Origin of the sequence: Kineothrix sp. MSJ-39, from assembly GCF_018917935.1 — a bacterium.
Lineage (GTDB): Bacteria > Bacillota > Clostridia > Lachnospirales > Lachnospiraceae > CAG-194.
Window position 1 is genome coordinate 35840 of sequence record NZ_JAHLPN010000018.1, and the last position, 21985, is coordinate 57824.

The window sequence follows — 21985 nt, forward strand, 5'->3', positions numbered from 1 at the left end:
AGAGGAACGCATGGATTATATTACGATCAAAAATCTGAAGATATTTGCACATCACGGTGTGTTTGCGCAGGAAACGGAAAACGGACAGAACTTTTATGTGAATGCAAAGCTCTATGTGGATATGGAGCGGGCAGGTGCAACGGATGCACTGAATGATGCAGTCAATTATGGAGAAGTCTGCCTGTTTCTGGACAGCTTTTTAAAGGAGCATACCTATAAGCTGCTGGAAAAGGCGGTAACAGAGACGATGCAGGCGGTTCTGCTGCAGTTTCCGGCTGTTAGCGGACTGGAACTGGAGCTTAGTAAGCCACAGGCACCAATTCCGCTTTCCTTTGAAACGGTATCCGTGACAAGATCCCTGTTCTGGCACAAGGTGTATCTGGGGATCGGTTCTAATCTGGGTGATAAGAAAGAATTTCTGGAGCATGCGGTTGAAAAGCTGAAGCTTGATCAGGCATTCCGAAAGCTGCGGACTTCGGACTGGATCGTGACAAAGCCTTATGGCGGTGTGGAGCAGGATGATTTCTTAAACGGTGCGATCGAGGCGGAAACATTCCTTTCACCCGATGCGCTGCTTGATAAGTTGCATGGGATCGAGCAGGAGGCGGGAAGAGAGAGAAAGATCCACTGGGGACCAAGGACACTGGATCTGGATATTTTACTGTACGATCACAAGATCATAGATACAGAAAAACTGACGGTCCCGCATATAGATATGCAAAACCGCCAGTTTGTATTGGAGCCGCTTTCACAGTTAGCACCGGCTTACATGCATCCGGTGCTGCATAAGACGATCAGTCAATTGCTTGCAGAGCTGCAGCCTTAGCAGCATCGAAGGTCATGACAGATATCGGACCATAGGTGCTGGTCTGGTAAACCGGTGTGTCAGCACCGAAGCTGTGGAAGTAAACATAGGATGAGGTGACATTGATATCACTGTAGTTACCCTCCGCTACAATTTCAGGATTGCTGCCGTCGATTCCCATACGCATAAGTGCCGGGGAAGACGGATCGTTTTTCTGATAGTATACATAGCTGCCTGCTACATTGAACAGATCGACGCGGTCGGTTGTCAGAACCGTATTACTGCCGTCTGTCAGATCATAGCGGCAAAGCTGATAATTATTTTCCGTGTCCAGATAATAGATGGAACTGCCGGATAAGGTCGGATACCACATGTTGTACTCGAACAACGTCTGGACGGTGCCTGACTGTGTATCATAACTGTAAAGGTAGTGATCCTCCGTAGTACCGTTATAATAGATCACACCATTGGCAGCACTTGCAGGATTGACCAGATATTCCGCAACAGCCCTGGCATCGGACTTGTCGGTATTAACAGCATAAAGCTGCAGTGTTTTGGCATTTTCCACTGCCTTTTCATAATAGAGTGTATTACCGATCAGGTTCAGCGTATTACAGCTTGATCGATCCAGACAGGTAATATTTTTACCATTTGTTTTGCACCGGTAAATACCGGACATATGGATCAGAAAACCAAGACCGCTGGCTTTTGATGCCTCTTTCTGGTAATAATACAGATAATTGCCGCCTTTATTCAGAAAGGCAAGGGAAGACTGTCCAAGCTTGGTGACTTCCGTCTGGTCGGGATTCATGCTGTAAAGCGTATAATCATCATAGGCATTTGCAAAATAGACCTTGTTGTCGGCTTCACAGAAGTAGCCGCCATTGTTCAGATTCCCGGCGGTATTTCCGACCGTATCGGAAGGATTTTGCGGAAGCCTTGTGGCAAGGCGGGATACAAACGTAAGCCCGAAGATCAGTATCAGGATAACGGAGATGGTAATGATCACAGTTTTTTTACTGTTCATAAAATTATTCCTTTCATAGCATTTTCTGGCTATATTATAGCAGATAGAATGATAAAAGGAAATCATGGAAGCAGGCAAATTAAAGTAGAGAGAAATATAAAAAATATTTTACATAAATTCCGGTTTTATTTTACAAAGAATTGATAGCAGAAAAAAAGAAGACCGGATAAAATAAACGGAATGGAGGAAACACAATGGATCTCGGTATATTAAGAGAGGAGATTGATGAGATCGACGGAAAGATCGTGGATCTGTATGAAAAACGAATGGATATCTGCAAACAGGTGGCAGAGTATAAGATCGAAACCGGAAAAAAGGTGTTTGACAGAACACGTGAAGAGGAAAAGATCAGAAAGGTCAAATCGCAGACACACAATGAGTTTAACAGCCACGGTGTGGAAGAACTGTTTGAGCAGATCATGTCCATGAGCAGAAAGCTGCAGTATCAGATGCTGGCGGAAAAAGGAAGCCTTGGCAAACTGCCTTTCATCGGAGTTGATGAGCTGGATACCAAAAAGGCAAGAGTTGTATTTCAGGGAGCAGAGGGTGCTTATTCGCAGGCTGCCATGGATAAATATTTCGGGGATTCCGTCAACAGCTTTCATGTGGAAACATTCCGTGATGCAATGAGCGCGATCGATGAAGGTAGTGCGGATTTTGCTGTTTTACCGATCGAAAATTCCACAGCGGGTATGGTCAGTGAGATTTATGATCTGCTTGTAGAGTTTGAAAATTATATTGTCGGGGAGCAGATCATCAAGATTGAGCATTGTCTGCTGGGTTTACCGGGAACAGATCTGTCCGAAGTCAGAACCGTATATTCCCATCCACAGTCCCTGATGCAGAGCGCACGTTTCCTGCAGGGCTATGACTGGCGTCAGATCAGCATGCAGAACAACGCATTTGCCGCACAGAAGGTTAAAAACGATGGAGATAAGTCGCAGGTAGCGATAGCAAGTGAATATGCGGGCAAGATCTACGGACTGGAAGTACTGCAGAAGGGGATCAATCAGGCAGAAAATAACTCCACCCGTTTTATCATCGTAACGAACCAGAAAATCTTCCGGAAAGATGCGCACAAGATCAGCATCTGCTTTGAGGTACCACACCAGAGTGGTTCCTTATATCATATGTTGTCCCATTTCATTTATAATAATCTGAACATGTGTAAGATCGAAAGCCGTCCGATCGAGGATCGTACATGGGAATACCGGTTTTTTGTGGATTTTGAAGGAAATCTGGCAGACAGTGCTGTGAAGAATGCGCTGCGTGGACTGCGGGATGAAGCAAGAAATATGAAGATCCTTGGCAATTATTAAAATTGTATGTTTTCTGCATTTGTAAAATGATACAAAGGAGATTGATAACGTGGCACTGAAAACATTTGCTGCTATTGATGTCGGTTCCTTTGAACTGGCAATGAAAATTTTTGAAATATCACCCAGAGCCGGACTGAGAGAAATTGATGATATCAGACACCGGATCGATCTGGGTACGGATACCTACACAACCGGAAAGATCAGCAATGAGCGGATCAATGAGCTGTGTGAGGTGTTAAAAGAATTTAAGGAAATTATGCGTACTTACAAGGTGAATGCCTACAGAGCCTATGCAACGAGTGCGCTCAGGGAGACGGAAAACCGGCTGATCATCCTGGATATGATAAAAAACCGTACGGGACTGGATATAGAGGTACTCAGCAATTCCGAGCAGCGTTTCCTGGATTACAAGGCAATCGCCTCTAAGGGCGAGGGCTTCCAGAAGATCATTGAAAAGGGAACTGCGATCGTGGATATCGGCGGAGGCAGTGTGCAGATTTCCCTGTTTGACAATGATTCCCTGATCACGACGCAGAACATCAGACTCGGTGTACTGCGTATGCGTGAACGGATCCTTTCCATGCAGGTAAAACCATCCCAGTATGAAAAGCTGATCGAAGAGATCGTGGATAATCAGCTGGAAATTTTGAAAAAAATGTATTTTAAAGATCGTGTGATTGATAACATCATTGTTGTGGATGACTATCTTTCACCGGTGATGCAGAATCCTGCTGTATGTGCTGGCGGCGGCTATATGACAAGGGAGGACTGTATTGCTCTTGCCGGTCAGCTGCAGGGCAAAAACAAGGCAGAGATCGCAAAAAAGCTGGGAATCAGCGAAGACAAGGTCTTTCTGCTGTTTAACAGTGTTGTCCTGATGAAACGGGTGATCGAATGCATGAATGCAAAGCTGTTGTGGGCGCCCGGTGTGACACTGTGTGATGGTATGGTTTATGAGTATGCAGAGGGTAACAAACTGATCAGCCCGGAGCATGATTTTGAAAAAGATATCCTTGCCTGTGTTGCCAATATCAGCAAGCGGTATATGGGCAGTAAAAAGCGCAGTGAATCGGTGGAAAATATCGCACTGACGATCTTTGACAGCATGAAGAAGATCCACGGACTCGGCAAAAGAGAACGTCTGCTTCTGCAGATCGCCGCAAAGCTGTATGACTGCGGAAAATATATCAGCATGACAAGTGTGGGAGAATGCTCCTACAGTATCATCATGGCAACGGAGATCATCGGTCTGTCACATCTGGAACGTGAAATGGTTGCCAATATCGTAAAATATAACCGGATCGATTTCCCGTATTATCATGAAAATGGGGAGCAGCTTGGCATGGATCTTGCCTCTTATCTGAAGGTAGCAAAGCTGACAGCGATCTTAAAGCTGTCAAACGGGCTTGACCGGAGTCACAAACAGAAGTTCAAGACGATCAAGGCAACGCTGCATGAACAGGAGCAGGAGCTTGTACTTTCTGTAGATACAGCGGCTGATATCACACTGGAGAAGGGACTGATCAAGCCAAAGGCGCAGTTCTTTGAGGAAGTGTATTCAATCAGACCGGTTATCAGACAGAAGCGTAATTACAGGAAACAATAATGGAGGCATAGCATGGGAGAAAAATCAGAAAAGCCGTTTCGCAATCCGGCTTATTATACAAACAGAGAACTGAGCTGGCTGCAGTTTGATAACAGAATCTTAGGGGAGGCAAGGGATAAGAGCATTCCATTGTTTGAACGGCTTAAATTCCTAAGCATCACAGCCTCCAATCTGGATGAATTTTTCATGGTACGTGTGGCATCTTTGAAAGATATGGTGCATGCAGGCTATGAGAAAAAGGATATTGCGGGCATGACACCGCAGCAGCAGTTAAAGGCACTCAATACCGAGACACATGAACTTGTAAATATGCAGTATTCTACATATAACAGAAGTCTTTTGCCACAGCTTAGCGCAAACGGACTTCATATCATCACCCAGCACGAAAAACTGACGAAAAAACAGGAAGAGTATCTGAACCGTTATTTTGAAGACGAGGTATATCCGGTTCTGACACCGATGGCAGTAGACAGCTCCCGTCCGTTCCCGCTGATCCGCAATAAATCGCTGAATATCGGCGCACTGGTGCGGAAAAAAGGTGAAGAAAAGGCAGAGATCGAGTTTGCTACCGTACAGGTTCCTTCCGTTCTGCCGCGTATCATCCAGCTCCCGCAGGAGATCGGAGAAAAAGGTGCGACTGCAACTGTCATCTTACTGGAAGAAGTGATCGAGCATAATATCGATCAGTTATTCCTGAATTATGATGTGATCTGTGCACATCCGTTCCGTATCATGCGTAATGCGGATCTTTCCATTGACGAGGATGAAGCAGCCGATCTGTTAAAGGAGATTGAAAAGCAGCTTAAGAAAAGACAGTGGGGAGAAGCAATCCGTCTGGAAGTAGAGGATGGCATTGACAAACGGCTGTTAAAGATCATCAAAAATGAGTTAAAACTTTCCGAAGAGGATATTTATTATATTCCGGGTCCTCTGGATCTGACCTTCCTGATGAAGATGTATGGCATGGACGGCTTTGACGCCCTGAAGGTACCGAAGTATACACCGCAGCCCGTCAAAGAATTACCGGCAGATGCAGATATTTTTGAAGAGATCAAAAAGCATGATATCCTGCTGCATCATCCATACCAGACTTTTGAGCCGGTCGTGGATTTTGTCAGAAAAGCGGCAAGAGATCCACAGGTACTTGCGATCAAACAGACACTGTACAGAGTCAGCGGTAACTCACCGATCATCAAAGCGCTCGCACAGGCGGCAGAAAACGGAAAGCAGGTTTCTGTTCTTGTGGAATTAAAGGCAAGATTTGATGAGGAAAACAACATTGTCTGGGCGAAGATGCTGGAAAAAGCAGGCTGTCACGTTATCTACGGACTGGTAGGCCTGAAAACACATTCCAAGATCACACTGGTTGTCAGAAGAGAAGAGGACGGTATCCGCAGATATGTACATTTAGGCACAGGTAACTATAACGATGCGACGGCAAAGCTGTATACCGATACAGGACTTCTGACCTGTCAGGAGGCAATCGGGGAAGATGCAACAGCCGTATTCAATATGCTTTCCGGTTATTCCGAGCCAAAGAGTTGGAATAAGCTGGCACTGGCTCCGCTCTGGCTGAAGGATAAATTTTTATATCTGATCGGCAGAGAAGCGGAAAATGCAAAGGCAGGAGAGAAGGCACATATTGTCGCAAAGATGAACTCCTTATGTGACAGAGATATCATCGAGGCACTTTACAAGGCAAGTGCAGCAGGCGTAAAGATTGAGCTGATCGTCCGCGGTATCTGCTGTCTGAAGGTAGGCATTCCGGGCGTCAGTGAGAATATCACAGTACGTTCGATCGTCGGAAATTTCCTGGAGCATGCCCGTATTTATTACTTTGAAAATGCAGGCAGTCCGGAGGTATATATGTCAAGCGCCGACTGGATGCCAAGAAATCTGGAACGCCGTGTGGAGATTTTATTCCCGGTAGAACAGGAAGATCTGAAGGAAAAAGCAATCCATATCCTGCGCGTCCAGCTTGCAGATACATTGAAGGCACATGTGATGCAGGCGGATGGCAGCTATGAAAAAATAGATAAGAGAGGCAAAAAGCTGATCTGTGCACAGGATACCTTCTGTGAGGAAGCGATCCGTGAAGCAGAGGAAGCAAAAGCCAAGGATGATCCGGCAAAGGACAGAGTATTTATCCCGGAAAAGAGCCAGATCATACAGGAGGACGAATGAAAAAAGCAGTCATTTTTGATCTGGACGGAACACTGACCAATACATTAAAATCACTCTGGAAGTCAACGAATATGGCACTGGCGACTGCAGGACTGCCACCGCATGAGATCGACAGCTATAAGTATTTTGCGGGAAACGGGGCAAAAGAACTGATCCGCAAGAGTCTGATTGCGGACGGAGATACGGAGCTTGTGCATTTTGACAGTGTGATGGAGGCATATAACAGCATTTTTGAAGAATACTGCATGTATGAGGTAAAGCCTTATGACGGGATCCCGGAGCTTTTGAAAGAACTGAAGGAAAGAGGTCTGCATCTGGCGGTCAATTCCAACAAACCACAGCCGCGTACGGTAGATGTGGTGGAGCAGATCTTCGGAAAAGACACCTTTGACCTTCTTGTCGGACAATGCGAGGAACGCAAGAGAAAACCTGCGCCGGACGGCGTAAATTATATTCTGGATAAGCTGCATCTGAATAAGGAAGATGTACTTTATATCGGCGATACCTGTACGGATATGCAGACCGGCAAAAGTGCAGGCGTGTTTACCGTGGGAGCACTCTGGGGCTTTCGCGACAGACAGGAGCTGACCGAAAACCATGCAGATGCCATTATTGAAAAGCCGTTGGAGCTTTTGCAGTATATTGATCAGTAGGGCGAGGATTACTGAAAATGTAGAATGGTCAGCTGCCTGATAGAATGTATCGATAGGCGCATAGGGAAAGCGTTATATGGAGGCTACAGCAGTTTTACTGCTGCAGCCTCCATATTTGTTGCTAACATTTGCCAGTTTTGTTTCTGCAGGAATTGATTTTTAGTTCCCCGGTATTTCATTGTATTTTGCGTGATCTTCTGCCAGGTGATTCCTTGATACTTGCATGGTTTTCTGCCCAATGATTGCCCGGCAATTCATCTTTTTTATGACTTTTGATACATATGGTATGAAGGCTGATAGAGAGTACAGATATGTTTCGCCCAAACTTGACGTATTTGCTTGTTTAGGATGAACTGAAATTTCCTCTCATGGAATACTTTCGCCCCAAATGTGTGAAAATGTTGAAGCAGGACGAAAAAATAGAAAGAATGGAAAGTGTATTACACAAATTCATGGGAATTGATGCTATTTTTTCGCCTAAAGTAAGGCATAAAGATAACATTGCCTGCCATCCAAAAGTCCGTTATAATAAAACCGTAAGGAGAAAGAATATGGAGAAAGAAATAAAACATACCGGGATCAAACTGATCGCAACGGATGTAGATGGTACTCTTGTGAAAGATTCCTCCCGAGAGGTGTCGCAGGAAGTGATCGAGACCATTCAGCAGCTTGTGGACAAGGGGTATTACTTTATGATCGCAAGTGGCAGGCAGTATGGCAGCATTCGTAAGATGTTTGCACCGGTTAACCGAAATCTGCTTTACATTGCGGAGAATGGCGCACATATTATCAAAGACGGACAAAATTATGCGGTCACAAAGATGAAACGGGAAGATGTGACAGCGATCATGGCACAGCTCCGCAGTTTTTATCCGGAAGGCTGTCATGTAGTGGCATCAACGGATCACGGTTGTTTTCTCGAGAGTAAGGATGCGGATTTCATCCATCTGATCCGAGATGAATACAGAAATGATGTGACATTGACAGACGATATTCTGGCGCATGATGTGGATATTGTGAAGCTGGCGATCTATAAAAAGGGCAGTATCCGCGAGATTGGCGAGAAGGTCCTTGTGCCTGCATGGAAGGATAAAGTGAAAGCCTGCCTGGCGGGAGAAGAATGGGTTGACTTCATGGATGCTTCCGTGGACAAAGGAAATGCCATGAAAGTAGTGCAGGAAGGACTTGGTATCACGCCACAGGAAACAATGGTATTCGGTGATAATGAGAATGATATCGGACTTCTGAAGTCGGCAGTTTGCAGCTATGCGGTGGAAAATGCCAAGGAGATTGTAAAGGTGGCAGCAGCATACACATGTCCGCCCTATTGGGAGAATGGTGTACTTTCCGTCCTGAAAACATTGTTATAACTTGAATTAAGCTCTGTTGCAGACTTTTGGAAGCGGAAGTAATAACCAGACAGCAGAGAACGACGGTCTGTAAAAACAATTAAATGAATGAAAAAGCAAAGGAGAAGAATTATGCCTGAATTTGATGAAAAAGTATTGGATGTATTTTTAGAAAAGCAGTTACAGCTGTTCCCGGAAGAAGTGGCAACGACAAGAGAGGAAGCGGAGGACTTTCTGGAAGAATGTATGGCGGTTGTGGTAAAGGGAGCCAAGGAAGTCTGGACTTACTTCGATGAGGAAGGGGTAGACATTTCAGAAATGAATGAAGCGGATATTTTAGATGCGGATGAAGTGTTTGCCATCGGCGACGGACGTTTTCTGATCGTGGAAGCGTAAAAGTCGGATTGCCTTAAGAAAACTTTAAGAAAAAATACCATTGCAAGTGTTTCTGAATCATTGACGCACCCAGATATTGTGGTATAGTAATAATAAGGGTTTTTGATTGTGAAAATGAAAGGAGAATATCATGAAAAAACGTTTATTATGCGCATTGCTCGCAGCAGCAATGTGTTTTGGGGAAACGCTTTCTGCTTCTGCAGTTACAGTTTCTACAAATGATGTAGAAATGGAACAGGCAGGAACAATATCCGAAAATTCGACTGAGGTGGATGCGGAGAAGGAGAAAGTAACTCCTAATATTATTGTAGATGAGTATCCGGCAGAGACAATACCAGTTGGTAAGAATAGTGAAGTGACTATCAGAGTATCTGTGGATACAGAATATTATGTATGTGTATATAATGCAGAAGGCAAAGATATGGGAATCGGTGCAAAGAATCGTAGATCCAGTACAACACCTACAGAAGGTTCCAGTTATGTGAAAATTAAAGTGCCGCTGCAGTTAGATGATCTTCCTGTAGGTACATATACGCTGAAGTGGGGAGTTGAAGACACGGAGCGCGGTAGCTATGATTTTAAGATATTGAAATCACTTGATGCAAAAGATAATAAGAATATTATTAAAACAGATGTATCAAATGTGGTATATGATGGAAAAACTGCAAAACCTAATATTACAATCGTTGAATCAATAGGTGATAACAGTTATACACTGGTGTATAAGAAAGATTTTGATTATAAGTTGACAACAGATAATCAAAAAAATATGGGAACAGTTGGAATTGAAATTTGGGGTATTGGTGATTATACCGGTATCATTACGAAGACGTTTGATATCACTCCACAGGCACCGGCGATCACAGGTGCTGTATGTACAGGCTTTAACAGTGCCAAGATCACGTGGAATGCGGTAGCCAATGCAAACGGTTATATTCTGGAAAGAAAGACAGGCAACGGCAATTTCGCACAGATTGCAACGCTTGCATCCGGGGTAACTTCTTATGAAGATACAACAGGTCTTGTAACAGGTGAGACATACTATTACAGAATTGTGGCAAAAGCAGATTCCAAGACAAATGCAAATCAGTATGTGGAAAGCGAGAGAAATGCAACAGGTGTGGCAGTGAAAATTACACCATCTTCTCCAAAGCTTATCTCACTGGAGAGTACTTCCTACAATAAGCTGAAGCTTACATGGAATACAGTAAACGGTGCGACAGGATATCTGGTCTATCAGATTCTGGCAGACGGTTCTTATAAGCAGGTAAAAACAGTAGCACAGCCTGCAACAGGCACACAGGCAAGCGCTACAATGACAAAGCTGAAAGCAGGACAGAAATATCGTTATACGGTAAAGGCATATACACTTGCAGCGAACAGTGTGGCAAAAATTGTCAGTGGCTGTGATACAACAGGGCTTTCCGCTAAGGCAAAGCCTGCAACACCGGTTGTAACATCCGTGAAAGCAACAGATTATAATAAGATCACTATAAAATGGAAAAAGGTTACAAAAGCTTACGGCTATTATATTTACCGCAAGGTAGCTGATGATGAAGATGCTGCATGGAAACGTATTAAGAAGGTAAAATATGGCAGCACAACAAGCTATGTAGATAGTAAGGCAGAAACAGGTGTGAAATACATCTATACTGTAAAGGCATATACAAAGGTAAATGGCAAAAATGTATTCAGTGCTATGAATAAATCCGCAAAGGGTGCAAAAGTGGTCAGAGCTGTTCCGAAGAAGCCGGTTATTAAGCTGACGCAGTGGGGGGCAAGCATTGACGTAGATATTAATAAGGTAGCAGGTGCAGATGGATATGTAATTTATCGCAAAGAGGGAAACGGTAAATATAAGAAGATTGCTACTGTAGACGTAAAGAAGAATGCAGATTTTACAACATATAAAGATGCAACAATATCCAGTGCAAAAACATATTCTTATTATGTAAAAGCTTATAAGCAGACAGATGAAAGCCGTGTTATGAGTGCCAAGAGTAAGGCAATTGCTTTGACAACAAGATAAAATGAAGAAAAAGAAAAGGAGTCAGGAAAATGTGAAAACATTTTCCGGCTCCTTTTTTATTATATGTTTATATAGATTATTTGCTCAAATACTGTTTCATACCGGCAAGTATTTCATAGGGGACATACAGCTTCCCATAGCCGTTCCCCATGGATAATCCGGGTTTGGCAGCACCGTGGAAATCGGAACCGCCGGATAAGAGCAGTTCATATTTAGCAGCAAGCCGTCTGATCTGTCGTTCCTCTGCTGCATTGTAAGTGGAATAAATGGCCTCAATTCCTGCAAGTCCTTCCTGTTTCAGCGTGGCAACCAGTTTATCCAGCCTTTCGTTCGACATATGATACAGGATCGGATGCGCCAGAACCGGAATACCGCCGCTTTGCAGAATCAGATGTACAGCTTGCATGGGAGTTACTTTTTCTCTTGGAATAAAGCAGGGGGCGTGATCGCCAACATAGCGGTCGAATGCTTCCGGTAGTCCTTTGACATAGCCATGCGCCAGTAGAAAGCGTGCGTAGTGTGCTCTTGTCAATACAGATCCGGGAAACTCGGCGAGAAGTTGTTCGTAGGTAATATCTACACCGTGTTCCTGCAGCTTTTTGCACATTTTTTGGTTGCGCAGATCACGTGAGTTCTGGAAATCTTTCAGATAGTGCTGGAAACGTTCTTCCGTATAGTCGATATAAAGTCCGACGACATGGATATCCCTGCCTTCATATTCGGTAGAAAATTCAATGCCGGGAATGACCTCGATATCTTTATCTGCCGCATAGGCAATGGCCTCGGAAAGCCCGTCTGTCGTATCGTGGTCGGTCAGGGCGAAAGCGGCAAGCCCTTTCTCAAGTGCCATATCAACAAGGGCAGAAGGTGTCTCGCTTCCGTCGGATCTGTTAGAATGTACATGTAGATCGACCGGACGTGTTTCGCCCGGTCGGATAGTAAGATTTCTTATCATATTAATTATCGTCTTCCTCTTTTTCAGCAGTGTATACAGTACGTTTACGCGCCATCTCATCGCTTTCCAGATATTCGTCATAGGTTGTGATCTTATCGATCAGGCTGCCATCCGGCAGGATCTCCATGATACGATTGGCAGTTGTCTGTACAAACTGGTGGTCATGGCAGGCAAAAAGCTCAACACCGCCAAATTTGATCAGTCCGTTGTTCAGAGCTGTGATGGATTCCATATCCAGATGGTTGGTAGGCTCATCCAGGATCAGACAGTTTGCACCGGAGATCATCATTTTGGAAAGCAGACAACGTACTTTTTCACCGCCGGATAATACCTTGACTTTCTTCACACCGTCCTCACCGGCAAACAGCATACGGCCGAGGAAACCACGGACATAGGTTACATCCTTTACAGGAGAGTAGCCCATCAGCCAGTCAACGATCGTCAAATCATTGTCGAATTCGGCGGTATTATCCTTCGGGAAGTAAGCCTGCGAAGTGGTAACGCCCCATTTGGTTGTCCCTTCATCCGGCTCCAGTTCTCCGACAAGGATCTTGAACAGTGTGGTCTTTGCAAGCTCATTACTGCCAACGAATGCGATCTTGTCATCATGACCGACATTGAACGAGATATTGTCCAGTACCTTTTCGCCATTGATCGTCTTTGAGAGATTTTCCACAAAGAGCACTTCGTTACCGATCTCACGGTCAGGTCTGAAGTCGATATAGGGGTATTTTCTGCTGGAAGGCTTGATCTCATCCAGCTCAATTTTTTCCAGTGCTTTTTTACGGGAAGTGGCCTGTTTGGATTTGGAAGCGTTAGCGGAGAAACGGGAAATAAATTCCTGCAGCTCTTTGATCTTTTCTTCCTTCTTTTTATTGGCTTCCTTCATCTGTTTGACAAGTAACTGGCTGGATTCGTACCAGAAGTCGTAGTTACCTGCATATAACTGAATCTTACCGTAGTCGATATCTGCGATATGAGTGCAGACCTTATTTAAGAAGTAACGGTCATGGGAAACGACGATGACTGTATTTTCAAACTCGATCAAAAATTCTTCCAGCCATGCGATCGCATCCAGATCCAGATGGTTGGTAGGCTCATCAAGAAGCAGGATATCGGGATTACCGAACAGTGCTTTGGCAAGTAATACCTTGACCTTATCATTACCGCCGAGATCACTCATCATGGTGTAATGCAGTTCGGAACCGATACCAAGACCGTTTAAAAGCATGGCTGCATTGGTTTCTGCATCCCAGCCGTCCATTTCGGCAAATTCACCTTCCAGCTCACTGGCACGGATACCGTCCTCATCGGTAAAGTCCTCTTTTGCATAGATGGCTTCTTTTTCTTTCATGATCTCGTATAAGCGGGCATTTCCCATGATGACAACATCCATGACCGGATAGGCATCATATTTGAAGTGATCCTGCTCTAAGACGGAAAGACGCTGACCGGGTGTGATGATGACTTCACCATTGGTTGTCTCAAGCTGACCGGACAGGATCTTCAGGAATGTAGATTTACCTGCACCGTTGGCACCGATCAGACCGTAACAGTTGCCTTCTGTAAACTTGATATTGACATCCTCGAAAAGAGCTTTCTTTCCGATTCGTAAAGTGACATTACTTGCTTGTATCATGTAAAACCTCCTAATTTGATCTCCTGTTTATAAATTTTCTCATACAAAATTTATTTTATAAGAAAAAATGTGATTTGTACAGCACTATTGATAAAAGCAACAGGTAAAATCTGTATAAATTTCCCAAGGAGGGAGATAATAAAGATGCAATGCCACGAAACAATGTAGATAAAACTACAACTGGATGAGAAATGAGGAAATAAAATGGCAGCATATCAGAAAATCGACTTTCATACACATACAGAATCCGGAAAGCAAACGGAGGACCTCCTGCTTGCCATGCAGCAGGCAGATATAACCCTTTCAGTGATTCTGCCGGTTGTGGCAAGCCCCGAACAGTTTCAGCGTGTAAATAATCATGCGGCAGAAATAAACAGAGCCTATCCGGGAAGGCTTCTTTCCTTTGGCAGCATTCATCCGTTGTCGCAGCAATATAAACAGGAACTGAATTATATTAAGTCGCTGGGGCTTCCGGGAATCAAATTACATCCGGACAGACAGAAGACTGCAATTGATCATAAAGGATACCTGCACATTATCGACTATGCATCTGAGCTGGGGCTTATCATTGCGGTGCATGCGGGAATTTCATGCGGACAACCACTGTCTGTACATTGTCCGCCGCAGCTGGCAGCCCATATGCTGGAAGAATTGCAGCCACCACGACTTGTGTTAACACATATGGGAGGGTATAAACAATGGAGTCTGGTAGAAGAAAAACTGATCGGAAAGCAGGTTTATCTGGATTGTGCGGGGTGTGTCGGCCGGATGCCAAAAGAACAGCTGGAGCGGATCGTAAACAGGCATGGAAGTGATAAGATTTTATTTGCATCGGATTATCCGAGGGAAACTATAAGAGATGTGATAGAATGGATAGAAAGCAGTAGTCTGACACAGGCTCAAAAGCAGAATATATACAAAGAAAATGCATGCAGACTGTTGGGGCTGCATGCATCCAATAAACATTAAACTGTGGCAGGGATCAGGATACAACCTGGTTCTTGCCATTGTTTTTGCCGATATACAGATTGTTGTCAGCTAACTGAATCAGCTTATTGATCTTAAATCCGGGAACATAGGAGGCAACACCGAAAGTCATGGTAACGGAAACCTGGGTGCCTTCTTCCGTAACACTTGCATGCTCGATTGAAGAACGTATCTTTTCGGCAAGTGCAGTCGCGACCGTCTCCGCTCCGTTGATCAGAAGCAGGATCTCTTCTCCGCCCCAGCGGCATACACTGTCTTCCGGCCGCATATGGGAGCGAATCATATCTGCGACGAGTATCAGAACTTTATCCCCGCATTCATGCCCGTAAGTGTCATTTACTTTTTTGAAATCATCAATATCACCCAGTATAACACAGAACTGTGTTCCGCTTTTCTTTGCCTGTTCCATTGCCTTGCGTAGATGGACTTCCATGCTGCGCCGGTTTAAGAGCTGTGTCAGCGGATCATGACTGGCAATAGCGTCAAGTGTCTCTTTTTCCTGCTCCAGATGGAGCTGTGTATGTCTGATCTCCAGTACAAAAAAGAAGGAAAAGAGGATCAGCATGACAAAGCATACGAGAGAATTGAAGCAGTAGTAAATGCCGACTGCTCTGGAGGATGCAAAGTCACGAAAATATGGAACATGACTGACGCAAAACAGCTTGGTTCCAATAAAACAAAGTAATATGATGATTCCCGAAATAAAAGGTGTCAGAATCTTTTTATGGAATTGCGACAGTGTAAATGCCATATAAAAGGCAACAGAAACAAGTGCGATCGTATAAATCATAAAGCCCCATTCCCAACCGACCAGAAGGGTCGCGTAAACGGAGTGGAAGAGGATTTCAAACAGGCTGAACAGATATATGGCACGATAAGCTTTCTTTTTAATAAAAACGCCCGCCATATAAAGATAAATGCCGAAGATCAGCGCATTATATAAATACATGGGAAGAATATTGTAGTAAAAAAAGACGATCGTAATGATCAGGTGTACGAATGCGACAGCATAAAGGACAATCGAATATTTAAATGCATTTTCAAGCTGCCGGCTGCCATCCAGATAATGTTTTACTTTCTGCGTTAGATTGTGCATAGTGCCCCTCACTTTTAAAACTTCAAAAAATCAGAAAAAGAAAGCAGATGCAGTATAGATACCGCATCTGTTAAAAGTCGTTATTACAAAATGGATCAAATGGAAAGATCGATATTAGCACCCAGCTGCGGGGTAACGGAGTGTTCCATAGCGGAGCGATCGATCATGGAAGTCAGCGCATCCCCCATTGTTGCTGACATGTCAAGTGATTTGCTCAGCATGGCTACGCTAACCTGAGAATTAATATTGTATTGTGCCATTGTCATTGATAATGCAGGAATATCCATTATGAGCTCCCCCTATCCTTTGTATTATATGCCGATTTCAAAATTTGATTAACAATATTTTAGCATATGCCCCTTTGTTTTGCAACCTGCGGACGGTACTTTCCCATCATTTTTCCGCTGAAATATGATAGACAAAAAAATGAAAAAAAGTTATAATATTAAACAATATATGGCTTTTGGAATTTGAACAGGGAGGATAAGATCATATGGCATTTGGAATGGTTTCACTTGAGAAAAGATTAGCAAATAACATAAAAAACTATAGTCTGGATCAGTTATTCCAGATTGATGAACTTTCCGATTACATGGAGGCTGCATCAAAGATCAGCGGTCTGAGTTTTCTGCTCGTACACAGGCATGGGGAAAAGGCTGTCAGCGTCGGAAACTTTATCGGATTTAAGCCGGATGTGGTAAATGAGCCGGGGCATAAGATCAAAGTATATGGCAGAACGGTCGGTCATTTATATGTGAAGGATGAAGAGATCTGTACGAAAGAAGCAGAGGACTTTGTTCATGCGATCGTGACACAGCTCACCAGACAGGCAGAAAATACATATGAGAGCATCGAGACATCCATGTATGCGGATGAACTGGAAAGACGTCTGGAAAAAGAACAGTATCAGGTTAAGCACGGAGAAAAGAAAGATGCTCTTACCGGTCTGTTAAACAGCACGTATTTCGACAGCCGGATTACAGTGCTTGAACGTGCGGAAATCGTACCTGTTGCGATCATCTGTGCCAATATCAATGACTGGAAATATGTCAATGATAAATTCGGGGATGAAGAAAGCGACCGTCTGATCCGGACCGTTGCTTCTATTATAAAGGACGAGGCAAAAGATGAATATGTGATCGCCAGATGCGGCGGTGATCTGTTTAATATCCTGATCCCAATGGCAGAAGACGGAGAAGCGGAAGATTACTGCAAGAGGATGCAGGAGAAATGCGAAAGCTTTGAGGATCCGAAGATCGCACCATCCGTTGCCTGCGGTATTGTTTATAAAACAAATGTCGAACAGTCGATCAGAAAACTTCTGCCGGATGCGGAATACGAAATGTTCAATAACAAGTTTGAACTGAAAAATGCACCCGGATACAGAGCAAGATTAGAAAAATAAAAAGGAAGAAACGCCGGAACTTATCAAAGCTCCGGCGTTTTCATGGGTAAGAAAATGAGCAAAAGAAAAGCAGTATTTTTTGATGTGGACGGCACATTATTTAAGCAGGGAAAAGAAGTTCCGGAGAGTACGATCCGGGCAATCGCAAAAATCCGGGAGAACGGACATCTGGCATTTGTATGCACAGGACGCAGCCGTGTCATGGTGCCCAAAACACCGATTCTGGATATCGGATTTGACGGTGTTGTGGCAGCGTGCGGTATGTATGCGGATTATCAGGGAAAGACACTTTTTGCGGAAGAAATGCAGCAGGAAGTGCTTGACGATATCCTGCCGGTGCTGCAGCGGACGGAAACGATGTATATTTTAGAAGGAACCGAGTATATTTATTATGATGAAAATACGATCGGTAATGCGATCGATGACTGGTATATCGATGCGATCCGCACGATGATCCCCGGTCACTTTATCCCGGTACCAAAGGACAGCCGGGAGATCAGAGCCTGTAAGGTCAGCATTCAGGTACCGCCGCAGCGTGCACATGAAGTGATTGAAGCGGCAAAAAAGAATTTCCAGATTTTGCTGCACTACGATAACATCGGAGAAATCGTGCCCAAGGGCTTTACAAAAGCATCCGGAATCCAGCGTGTCTGTGAACTTCTGGGAATCGATCAGGCAGATACCATTGCTGTGGGTGACAGCATCAATGATGTGGATATGCTGCAGTTTGCAGGCTGCGGTATTGCAATGGGAAATGCAACAGAGCCGGCAAAAGAGATTGCGGACTATGTGACAACCGATATTTTTGAAGACGGCATCTGGAATGCCATGGCACATATGGGACTCTTATAATGCAGGCAGTGCATGATTTTATATTTATTTTATAAAATAATGGAAAGATGAGAAAACGAGAGTAAATATCATAAAAAAGGTAGGAAATGGATAGAAAAAAAGAGTTGGATAAAGTTGCATATTGACTCTGAAAAAACTAATATAAGCACAGTGATTAGCACTCAAACTAATTGAGTGCTAACAAATGAAAAGAATGTTAAAGCAATGAAGAATAGAAGGAGGCAATTTTTATGAAATTAGTACCACTTGGAGACAGAGTTGTATTGAAACAACTTGTAGCAGAGGAAACAACAAAGTCAGGTATCGTATTACCTGGTCAGAACAAAGAAAAGCCACAGCAGGCAGAAGTAATTGCAGTTGGTCCGGGCGGCGTTGTAGACGGAAAAGAAGTCAAGATGGAAGTAAAGCCTGGTGATCAGGTTATCTATTCTAAATATGCAGGAACAGAAGTAAAACTTGAGGAAGAAGAATATATCGTAGTTCGCCAGAACGATATCGTAGCTGTGATCGAACAGTAAGCAGACAGAAACATAAAAGGAAAACAGATTGTAAGGAGGTCATTCTATATGGCAAAGGAAATTAAATACGGAGCAGAAGCAAGAGCAGCTTTAGAAGCCGGTGTAAATCAGTTAGCAGATACAGTCAGAGTAACGCTTGGACCGAAAGGAAGAAACGTAGTTCTCGATAAATCATATGGCGCACCACTGATCACAAACGATGGTGTAACGATCGCAAAAGAGATCGAGCTGGAAGATGCTTTTGAAAATATGGGTGCACAGCTTGTCAAAGAAGTTGCTACAAAGACAAATGATGTAGCAGGTGATGGTACTACAACAGCAACTGTACTGGCACAGGCTATGATCAATGCAGGTATGAAGAACCTGGCAGCAGGTGCTAACCCGATCATCCTTCGTAAAGGTATGAAGAAAGCAACTGACTGTGCAGTAGAAGCAATCAAGAAGATGAGCTCTAAAGTAAACGGCAAAGAGCATATTGCAAAGGTTGCAGCTATTTCCGCAGGTGATGAAGAAGTTGGTAACCTGGTAGCAGATGCTATGGAAAAGGTTTCCGGCGACGGTGTTATCACAATCGAAGAAAGCAAGACCATGATGACAGAACTTGACCTTGTAGAAGGTATGCAGTTCGACCGTGGTTATATTTCAGCATATATGGCAACAGATATGGATAAGATGGAAGCAGTTCTGGATAATCCATATATCCTGATCACAGATAAGAAGATTTCCAACATTCAGGAGATCCTTCCTCTTCTGGAGCAGATCGTACAGAGTGGTGCAAAACTTCTGATCATCGCTGAGGATGTAGAAGGCGAAGCACTTACAACACTGATCGTCAACAAACTGCGTGGTACATTCAACGTAGTAGCTGTTAAGGCTCCCGGTTATGGCGACAGAAGAAAAGCAATGCTTGAAGATATCGCAATCCTGACAGGTGGTCAGGTGATCAGTTCTGAACTTGGTCTGGAACTGAAGGACACAACAATGGAACAGCTCGGACGTGCAAAATCCGTTAAGGTTCAGAAAGAGAACACAGTGATCGTAGACGGCGAAGGCAGCAAGGATGCCATTGCAGCACGTATTGCTTCTATTAAGAAACAGGTAGAAGAAACAACATCCGATTTCGACCGTGAGAAATTACAGGAAAGACTTGCCAAACTGGCAGGCGGTGTTGCAGTGATCCGTGTTGGTGCAGCAACAGAAACAGAAATGAAAGAAGCAAAACTTCGTCTGGAAGATGCACTTGCAGCTACAAAGGCAGCTGTAGAAGAAGGTATTATCTCAGGTGGTGGATCTGCTTATATCCACGCTTCCAAAGAAGTTGCTAAACTGGCTGATACACTGGAAGGTGATGAGAAGACAGGTGCACAGATCGTACTGAAAGCACTGGAAGCTCCACTGTTCCACATTGCAGCAAACGCAGGTCTGGAAGGCAGTGTTATCATCAATAAAGTAAAAGAATCCGAAGTTGGTATCGGTTACGATGCACTGAAGGATGCATATGTAAATATGGTAGATGCAGGTATTCTGGATCCTGCAAAGGTTACAAGAAGTGCTCTGCAGAACGCAACAAGCGTTGCATCTACACTGCTTACAACAGAATCTGTTGTAGCAAACATCAAAGAAGATGCACCGGCTATGCCAGCCGGTAACCCAGGCATGGGAATGATGTAAAACCGCAAAGATAAAAACAAGCGCCTGCCTTTATGGCAGACGCTTATTTTAATAGTAGAAATCATATACAAATTTTATATCGGGGAATAATGAACCGTGTTCGTTTACCTGAAATGGCAGAAAATCTGTAAAAATGTGCCCCCATTGGACACTTCTGCGAGAGGTGTGGGGGCTCCTGTTGCTATGTATTATACTCAAATAGTATAAAAAAGCAACTGGTAAAACTATGAAATATTTATAAACATTTATTTCTGTATGCTATAATCAGATACAGATTTATCCGGGAAGGAAAATACATGGAAAGTTTTAGTATAAAACGTCTTGTGACAGTGCTGACGGTACTATCGTGTGCACTCTGCCGGACAGCCTGTCAGATCAGATAATTGACTATCATCTGCATAATTTGCATTATAGTGGATAAACTCTATAATAATGAATGAAATTAACATTATTGTTCATTGTATATTCAGGAACTCTTCTATTAAAATAGTAGTAGTAATAGGAAAGGTAAGCGGATGCAATGGATAAAGAGCGGATTGGTCTGAGGATTAAGCTGGAAAGAACAAAACAGAATCTGACACAGGAACAGTTAGCAGAGCTGGCTGATATATCATCCTCTTATCTGAGTGCGATAGAACGCGGAAAACAGTCGATCAGTCTGGATTATACCAACAGGATCGCAGAAGCATTGAAGATACCGGTAAATGAACTACTGACACATGAACCGGAAAGCAGATACGGAGTGGCAGAAAAGCCAACAGGTACCGGCAAAGTGGCTATCTCAAATGCAGAGAGAAAGCGTAAGATGGCAGAATTGGAAGAAATGATCGGCAGCAGGAATGACAGAGAATTTAATCTGATCTATGATGAAGTAGCACTTTTCATTTCAAAACTGCAATATTTCGGAGACAGAAGATAATTAACTTAAATGGTTTTCGAAGTTTCATGGAATTTAAGAAATTTTGACATTTTTACAAATGCGTGCTAATATGATTATAGAAAAAAGAGTGCTGCCGATAGACGGTTAGCCCACATACTTAGTTGATTAAAAATAACCGTTCAGTTTGCGAGGCTGGGGCGGTTATTTTTGTGTCTTGTAATTATCCTTGCCGAATGTGTATCCGGCACAAAAGCAGGTGATGCCGAAGCTCACGACTGCAATAAAATCCACAATACTCATTGGCTTAGCCCTCCTTTGCAATGGATTCTCTTTCGAGTTTCTATGTAATCAGAGGGTTACAGTCCCTCTGCTGAAGGACTAACCGCCTACCGTTATGGTAGCACCCATATTTTGATTATAACAGTCAAGGCGAGAAGCAGCAACCGAAAAGTTATCGTCTCAAAAAATGGAGTGTATCTCCCATACAAATCGACGTGTACATTAGTCAATGATGTGACACCAAGTTTTTAAAATAAAAAACGGTATGATCCTATAGATATATCACCTGATACAAATGGTTAGGTTTCCAGTTCATGGCGTTTTTCCAGTGGTGA

The 21985-nt window shown here is 43.6% G+C and carries 19 protein-coding genes; 14 read left to right on the forward strand and 5 right to left on the reverse strand.

Annotated elements, in window-relative coordinates; translation table 11 throughout:
* The first annotated feature begins 10 nt into the window (after positions 1-10).
* Positions 11-826: a 2-amino-4-hydroxy-6-hydroxymethyldihydropteridine diphosphokinase gene (gene folK / locus KQI22_RS11030; RefSeq protein WP_216552288.1), complete on the forward strand. Its 816-nt coding sequence runs from the start codon at positions 11-13 to the stop codon at positions 824-826.
* Here folK and KQI22_RS11035 read toward each other — a convergent pair.
* Complete coding sequence (locus KQI22_RS11035) at positions 795-1832, reverse strand: DUF5050 domain-containing protein (protein WP_216552290.1); 1038 nt, start codon at positions 1830-1832, stop codon at positions 795-797. The two genes, folK and KQI22_RS11035, sit on opposite strands and share 32 nt — an antisense overlap.
* A 194-nt stretch (positions 1833-2026) precedes the next feature.
* Between KQI22_RS11035 and pheA the strand changes: the two genes are divergently transcribed.
* The 7 genes from pheA to KQI22_RS11070 all read left to right on the forward strand — a co-directional run bounded on the left by pheA (position 2027) and on the right by KQI22_RS11070 (position 11368).
* On the forward strand, positions 2027-3151 hold the full coding sequence (pheA, locus tag KQI22_RS11040; RefSeq protein WP_216552292.1) for a prephenate dehydratase: 1125 nt from the start codon (positions 2027-2029) through the stop codon (positions 3149-3151).
* A 49-nt stretch (positions 3152-3200) separates the two neighbouring features.
* The gene (locus KQI22_RS11045) at positions 3201-4757 is read left to right on the forward strand and encodes a Ppx/GppA phosphatase family protein (protein WP_216552294.1); all 1557 of its coding nucleotides are present in this window, start codon (positions 3201-3203) and stop codon (positions 4755-4757) included.
* A gap of 12 nt (positions 4758-4769) precedes the next feature.
* Entirely contained in the window at positions 4770-6941 is a 2172-nt protein-coding gene (locus KQI22_RS11050) for an RNA degradosome polyphosphate kinase (protein ID WP_216552301.1), read from the forward strand.
* A complete protein-coding gene (locus KQI22_RS11055; protein ID WP_216552303.1) occupies positions 6938-7594 on the forward strand; it encodes an HAD family hydrolase in 657 nt (218 codons plus the stop codon). Before KQI22_RS11050 ends, KQI22_RS11055 begins: the two co-directional genes overlap by 4 nt.
* A 551-nt stretch (positions 7595-8145) precedes the next feature.
* The gene (locus tag KQI22_RS11060; protein ID WP_216552304.1) at positions 8146-8964 is read left to right on the forward strand and encodes a Cof-type HAD-IIB family hydrolase; all 819 of its coding nucleotides are present in this window, start codon (positions 8146-8148) and stop codon (positions 8962-8964) included.
* Positions 8965-9075: 111 nt separating this feature from the next.
* On the forward strand, positions 9076-9339 hold the full coding sequence (locus KQI22_RS11065) for a glyoxalase (protein ID WP_216552306.1): 264 nt from the start codon (positions 9076-9078) through the stop codon (positions 9337-9339).
* A gap of 130 nt (positions 9340-9469) precedes the next feature.
* Positions 9470-11368, forward strand: a complete 1899-nt coding sequence (locus KQI22_RS11070) for a fibronectin type III domain-containing protein (protein ID WP_216552308.1) — start codon at positions 9470-9472, stop codon at positions 11366-11368.
* Positions 11369-11444: 76 nt separating this feature from the next.
* Here KQI22_RS11070 and KQI22_RS11075 read toward each other — a convergent pair whose 3' ends face one another.
* Together KQI22_RS11075 and KQI22_RS11080 are read right to left on the reverse strand one after the other, a co-directional pair.
* A complete protein-coding gene (locus KQI22_RS11075) occupies positions 11445-12323 on the reverse strand; it encodes a PHP domain-containing protein (protein ID WP_216552310.1) in 879 nt (292 codons plus the stop codon).
* 1 nt (position 12324) lies between these two features.
* A complete protein-coding gene (locus tag KQI22_RS11080) occupies positions 12325-13962 on the reverse strand; it encodes an ABC-F family ATP-binding cassette domain-containing protein (protein WP_216552312.1) in 1638 nt (545 codons plus the stop codon).
* A 204-nt stretch (positions 13963-14166) separates the two neighbouring features.
* Between KQI22_RS11080 and KQI22_RS11085 the strand changes: the two genes are divergently transcribed.
* Entirely contained in the window at positions 14167-14931 is a 765-nt protein-coding gene (locus KQI22_RS11085) for an amidohydrolase family protein (protein WP_216552314.1), read from the forward strand.
* Between the two features lie 13 nt (positions 14932-14944).
* On the opposite strand, the gene KQI22_RS11090 is transcribed toward KQI22_RS11085, so the two are convergent.
* Positions 14945-16045, reverse strand: coding sequence for a GGDEF domain-containing protein (locus KQI22_RS11090; protein ID WP_216552316.1), 1101 nt, complete (start codon positions 16043-16045; stop codon positions 14945-14947).
* Positions 16046-16140: 95 nt separating this feature from the next.
* Positions 16141-16332, reverse strand: a complete 192-nt coding sequence (locus KQI22_RS11095) for a YjfB family protein (RefSeq protein ID WP_216552318.1) — start codon at positions 16330-16332, stop codon at positions 16141-16143.
* A 206-nt stretch (positions 16333-16538) separates the two neighbouring features.
* On the opposite strand from KQI22_RS11095, the gene KQI22_RS11100 reads away from it, so the two are divergent.
* From KQI22_RS11100 to KQI22_RS11120, 5 genes are all read left to right on the forward strand, one after another.
* Positions 16539-17450: a GGDEF domain-containing protein gene (locus tag KQI22_RS11100; protein WP_216552320.1), complete on the forward strand. Its 912-nt coding sequence runs from the start codon at positions 16539-16541 to the stop codon at positions 17448-17450.
* Positions 17451-17492: 42 nt separating this feature from the next.
* Positions 17493-18302 carry a Cof-type HAD-IIB family hydrolase gene (locus KQI22_RS11105; RefSeq protein WP_216552322.1) on the forward strand — a complete coding sequence of 270 codons (810 nt, stop codon included), beginning with the start codon at positions 17493-17495 and terminating at the stop codon, positions 18300-18302.
* 230 nt (positions 18303-18532) lie between these two features.
* Positions 18533-18820 carry a co-chaperone GroES gene (locus tag KQI22_RS11110; RefSeq protein ID WP_022005591.1) on the forward strand — a complete coding sequence of 96 codons (288 nt, stop codon included), beginning with the start codon at positions 18533-18535 and terminating at the stop codon, positions 18818-18820.
* Between the two features lie 48 nt (positions 18821-18868).
* Positions 18869-20491 (forward strand): chaperonin GroEL, encoded by a 1623-nt coding sequence (gene groL / locus KQI22_RS11115; protein WP_216552324.1) that lies wholly within the window; start codon positions 18869-18871, stop codon positions 20489-20491.
* Positions 20492-21011: 520 nt separating this feature from the next.
* Positions 21012-21410: a helix-turn-helix domain-containing protein gene (locus KQI22_RS11120; protein WP_216552326.1), complete on the forward strand. Its 399-nt coding sequence runs from the start codon at positions 21012-21014 to the stop codon at positions 21408-21410.
* The last annotated feature ends 575 nt before the right edge of the window (positions 21411-21985 follow it).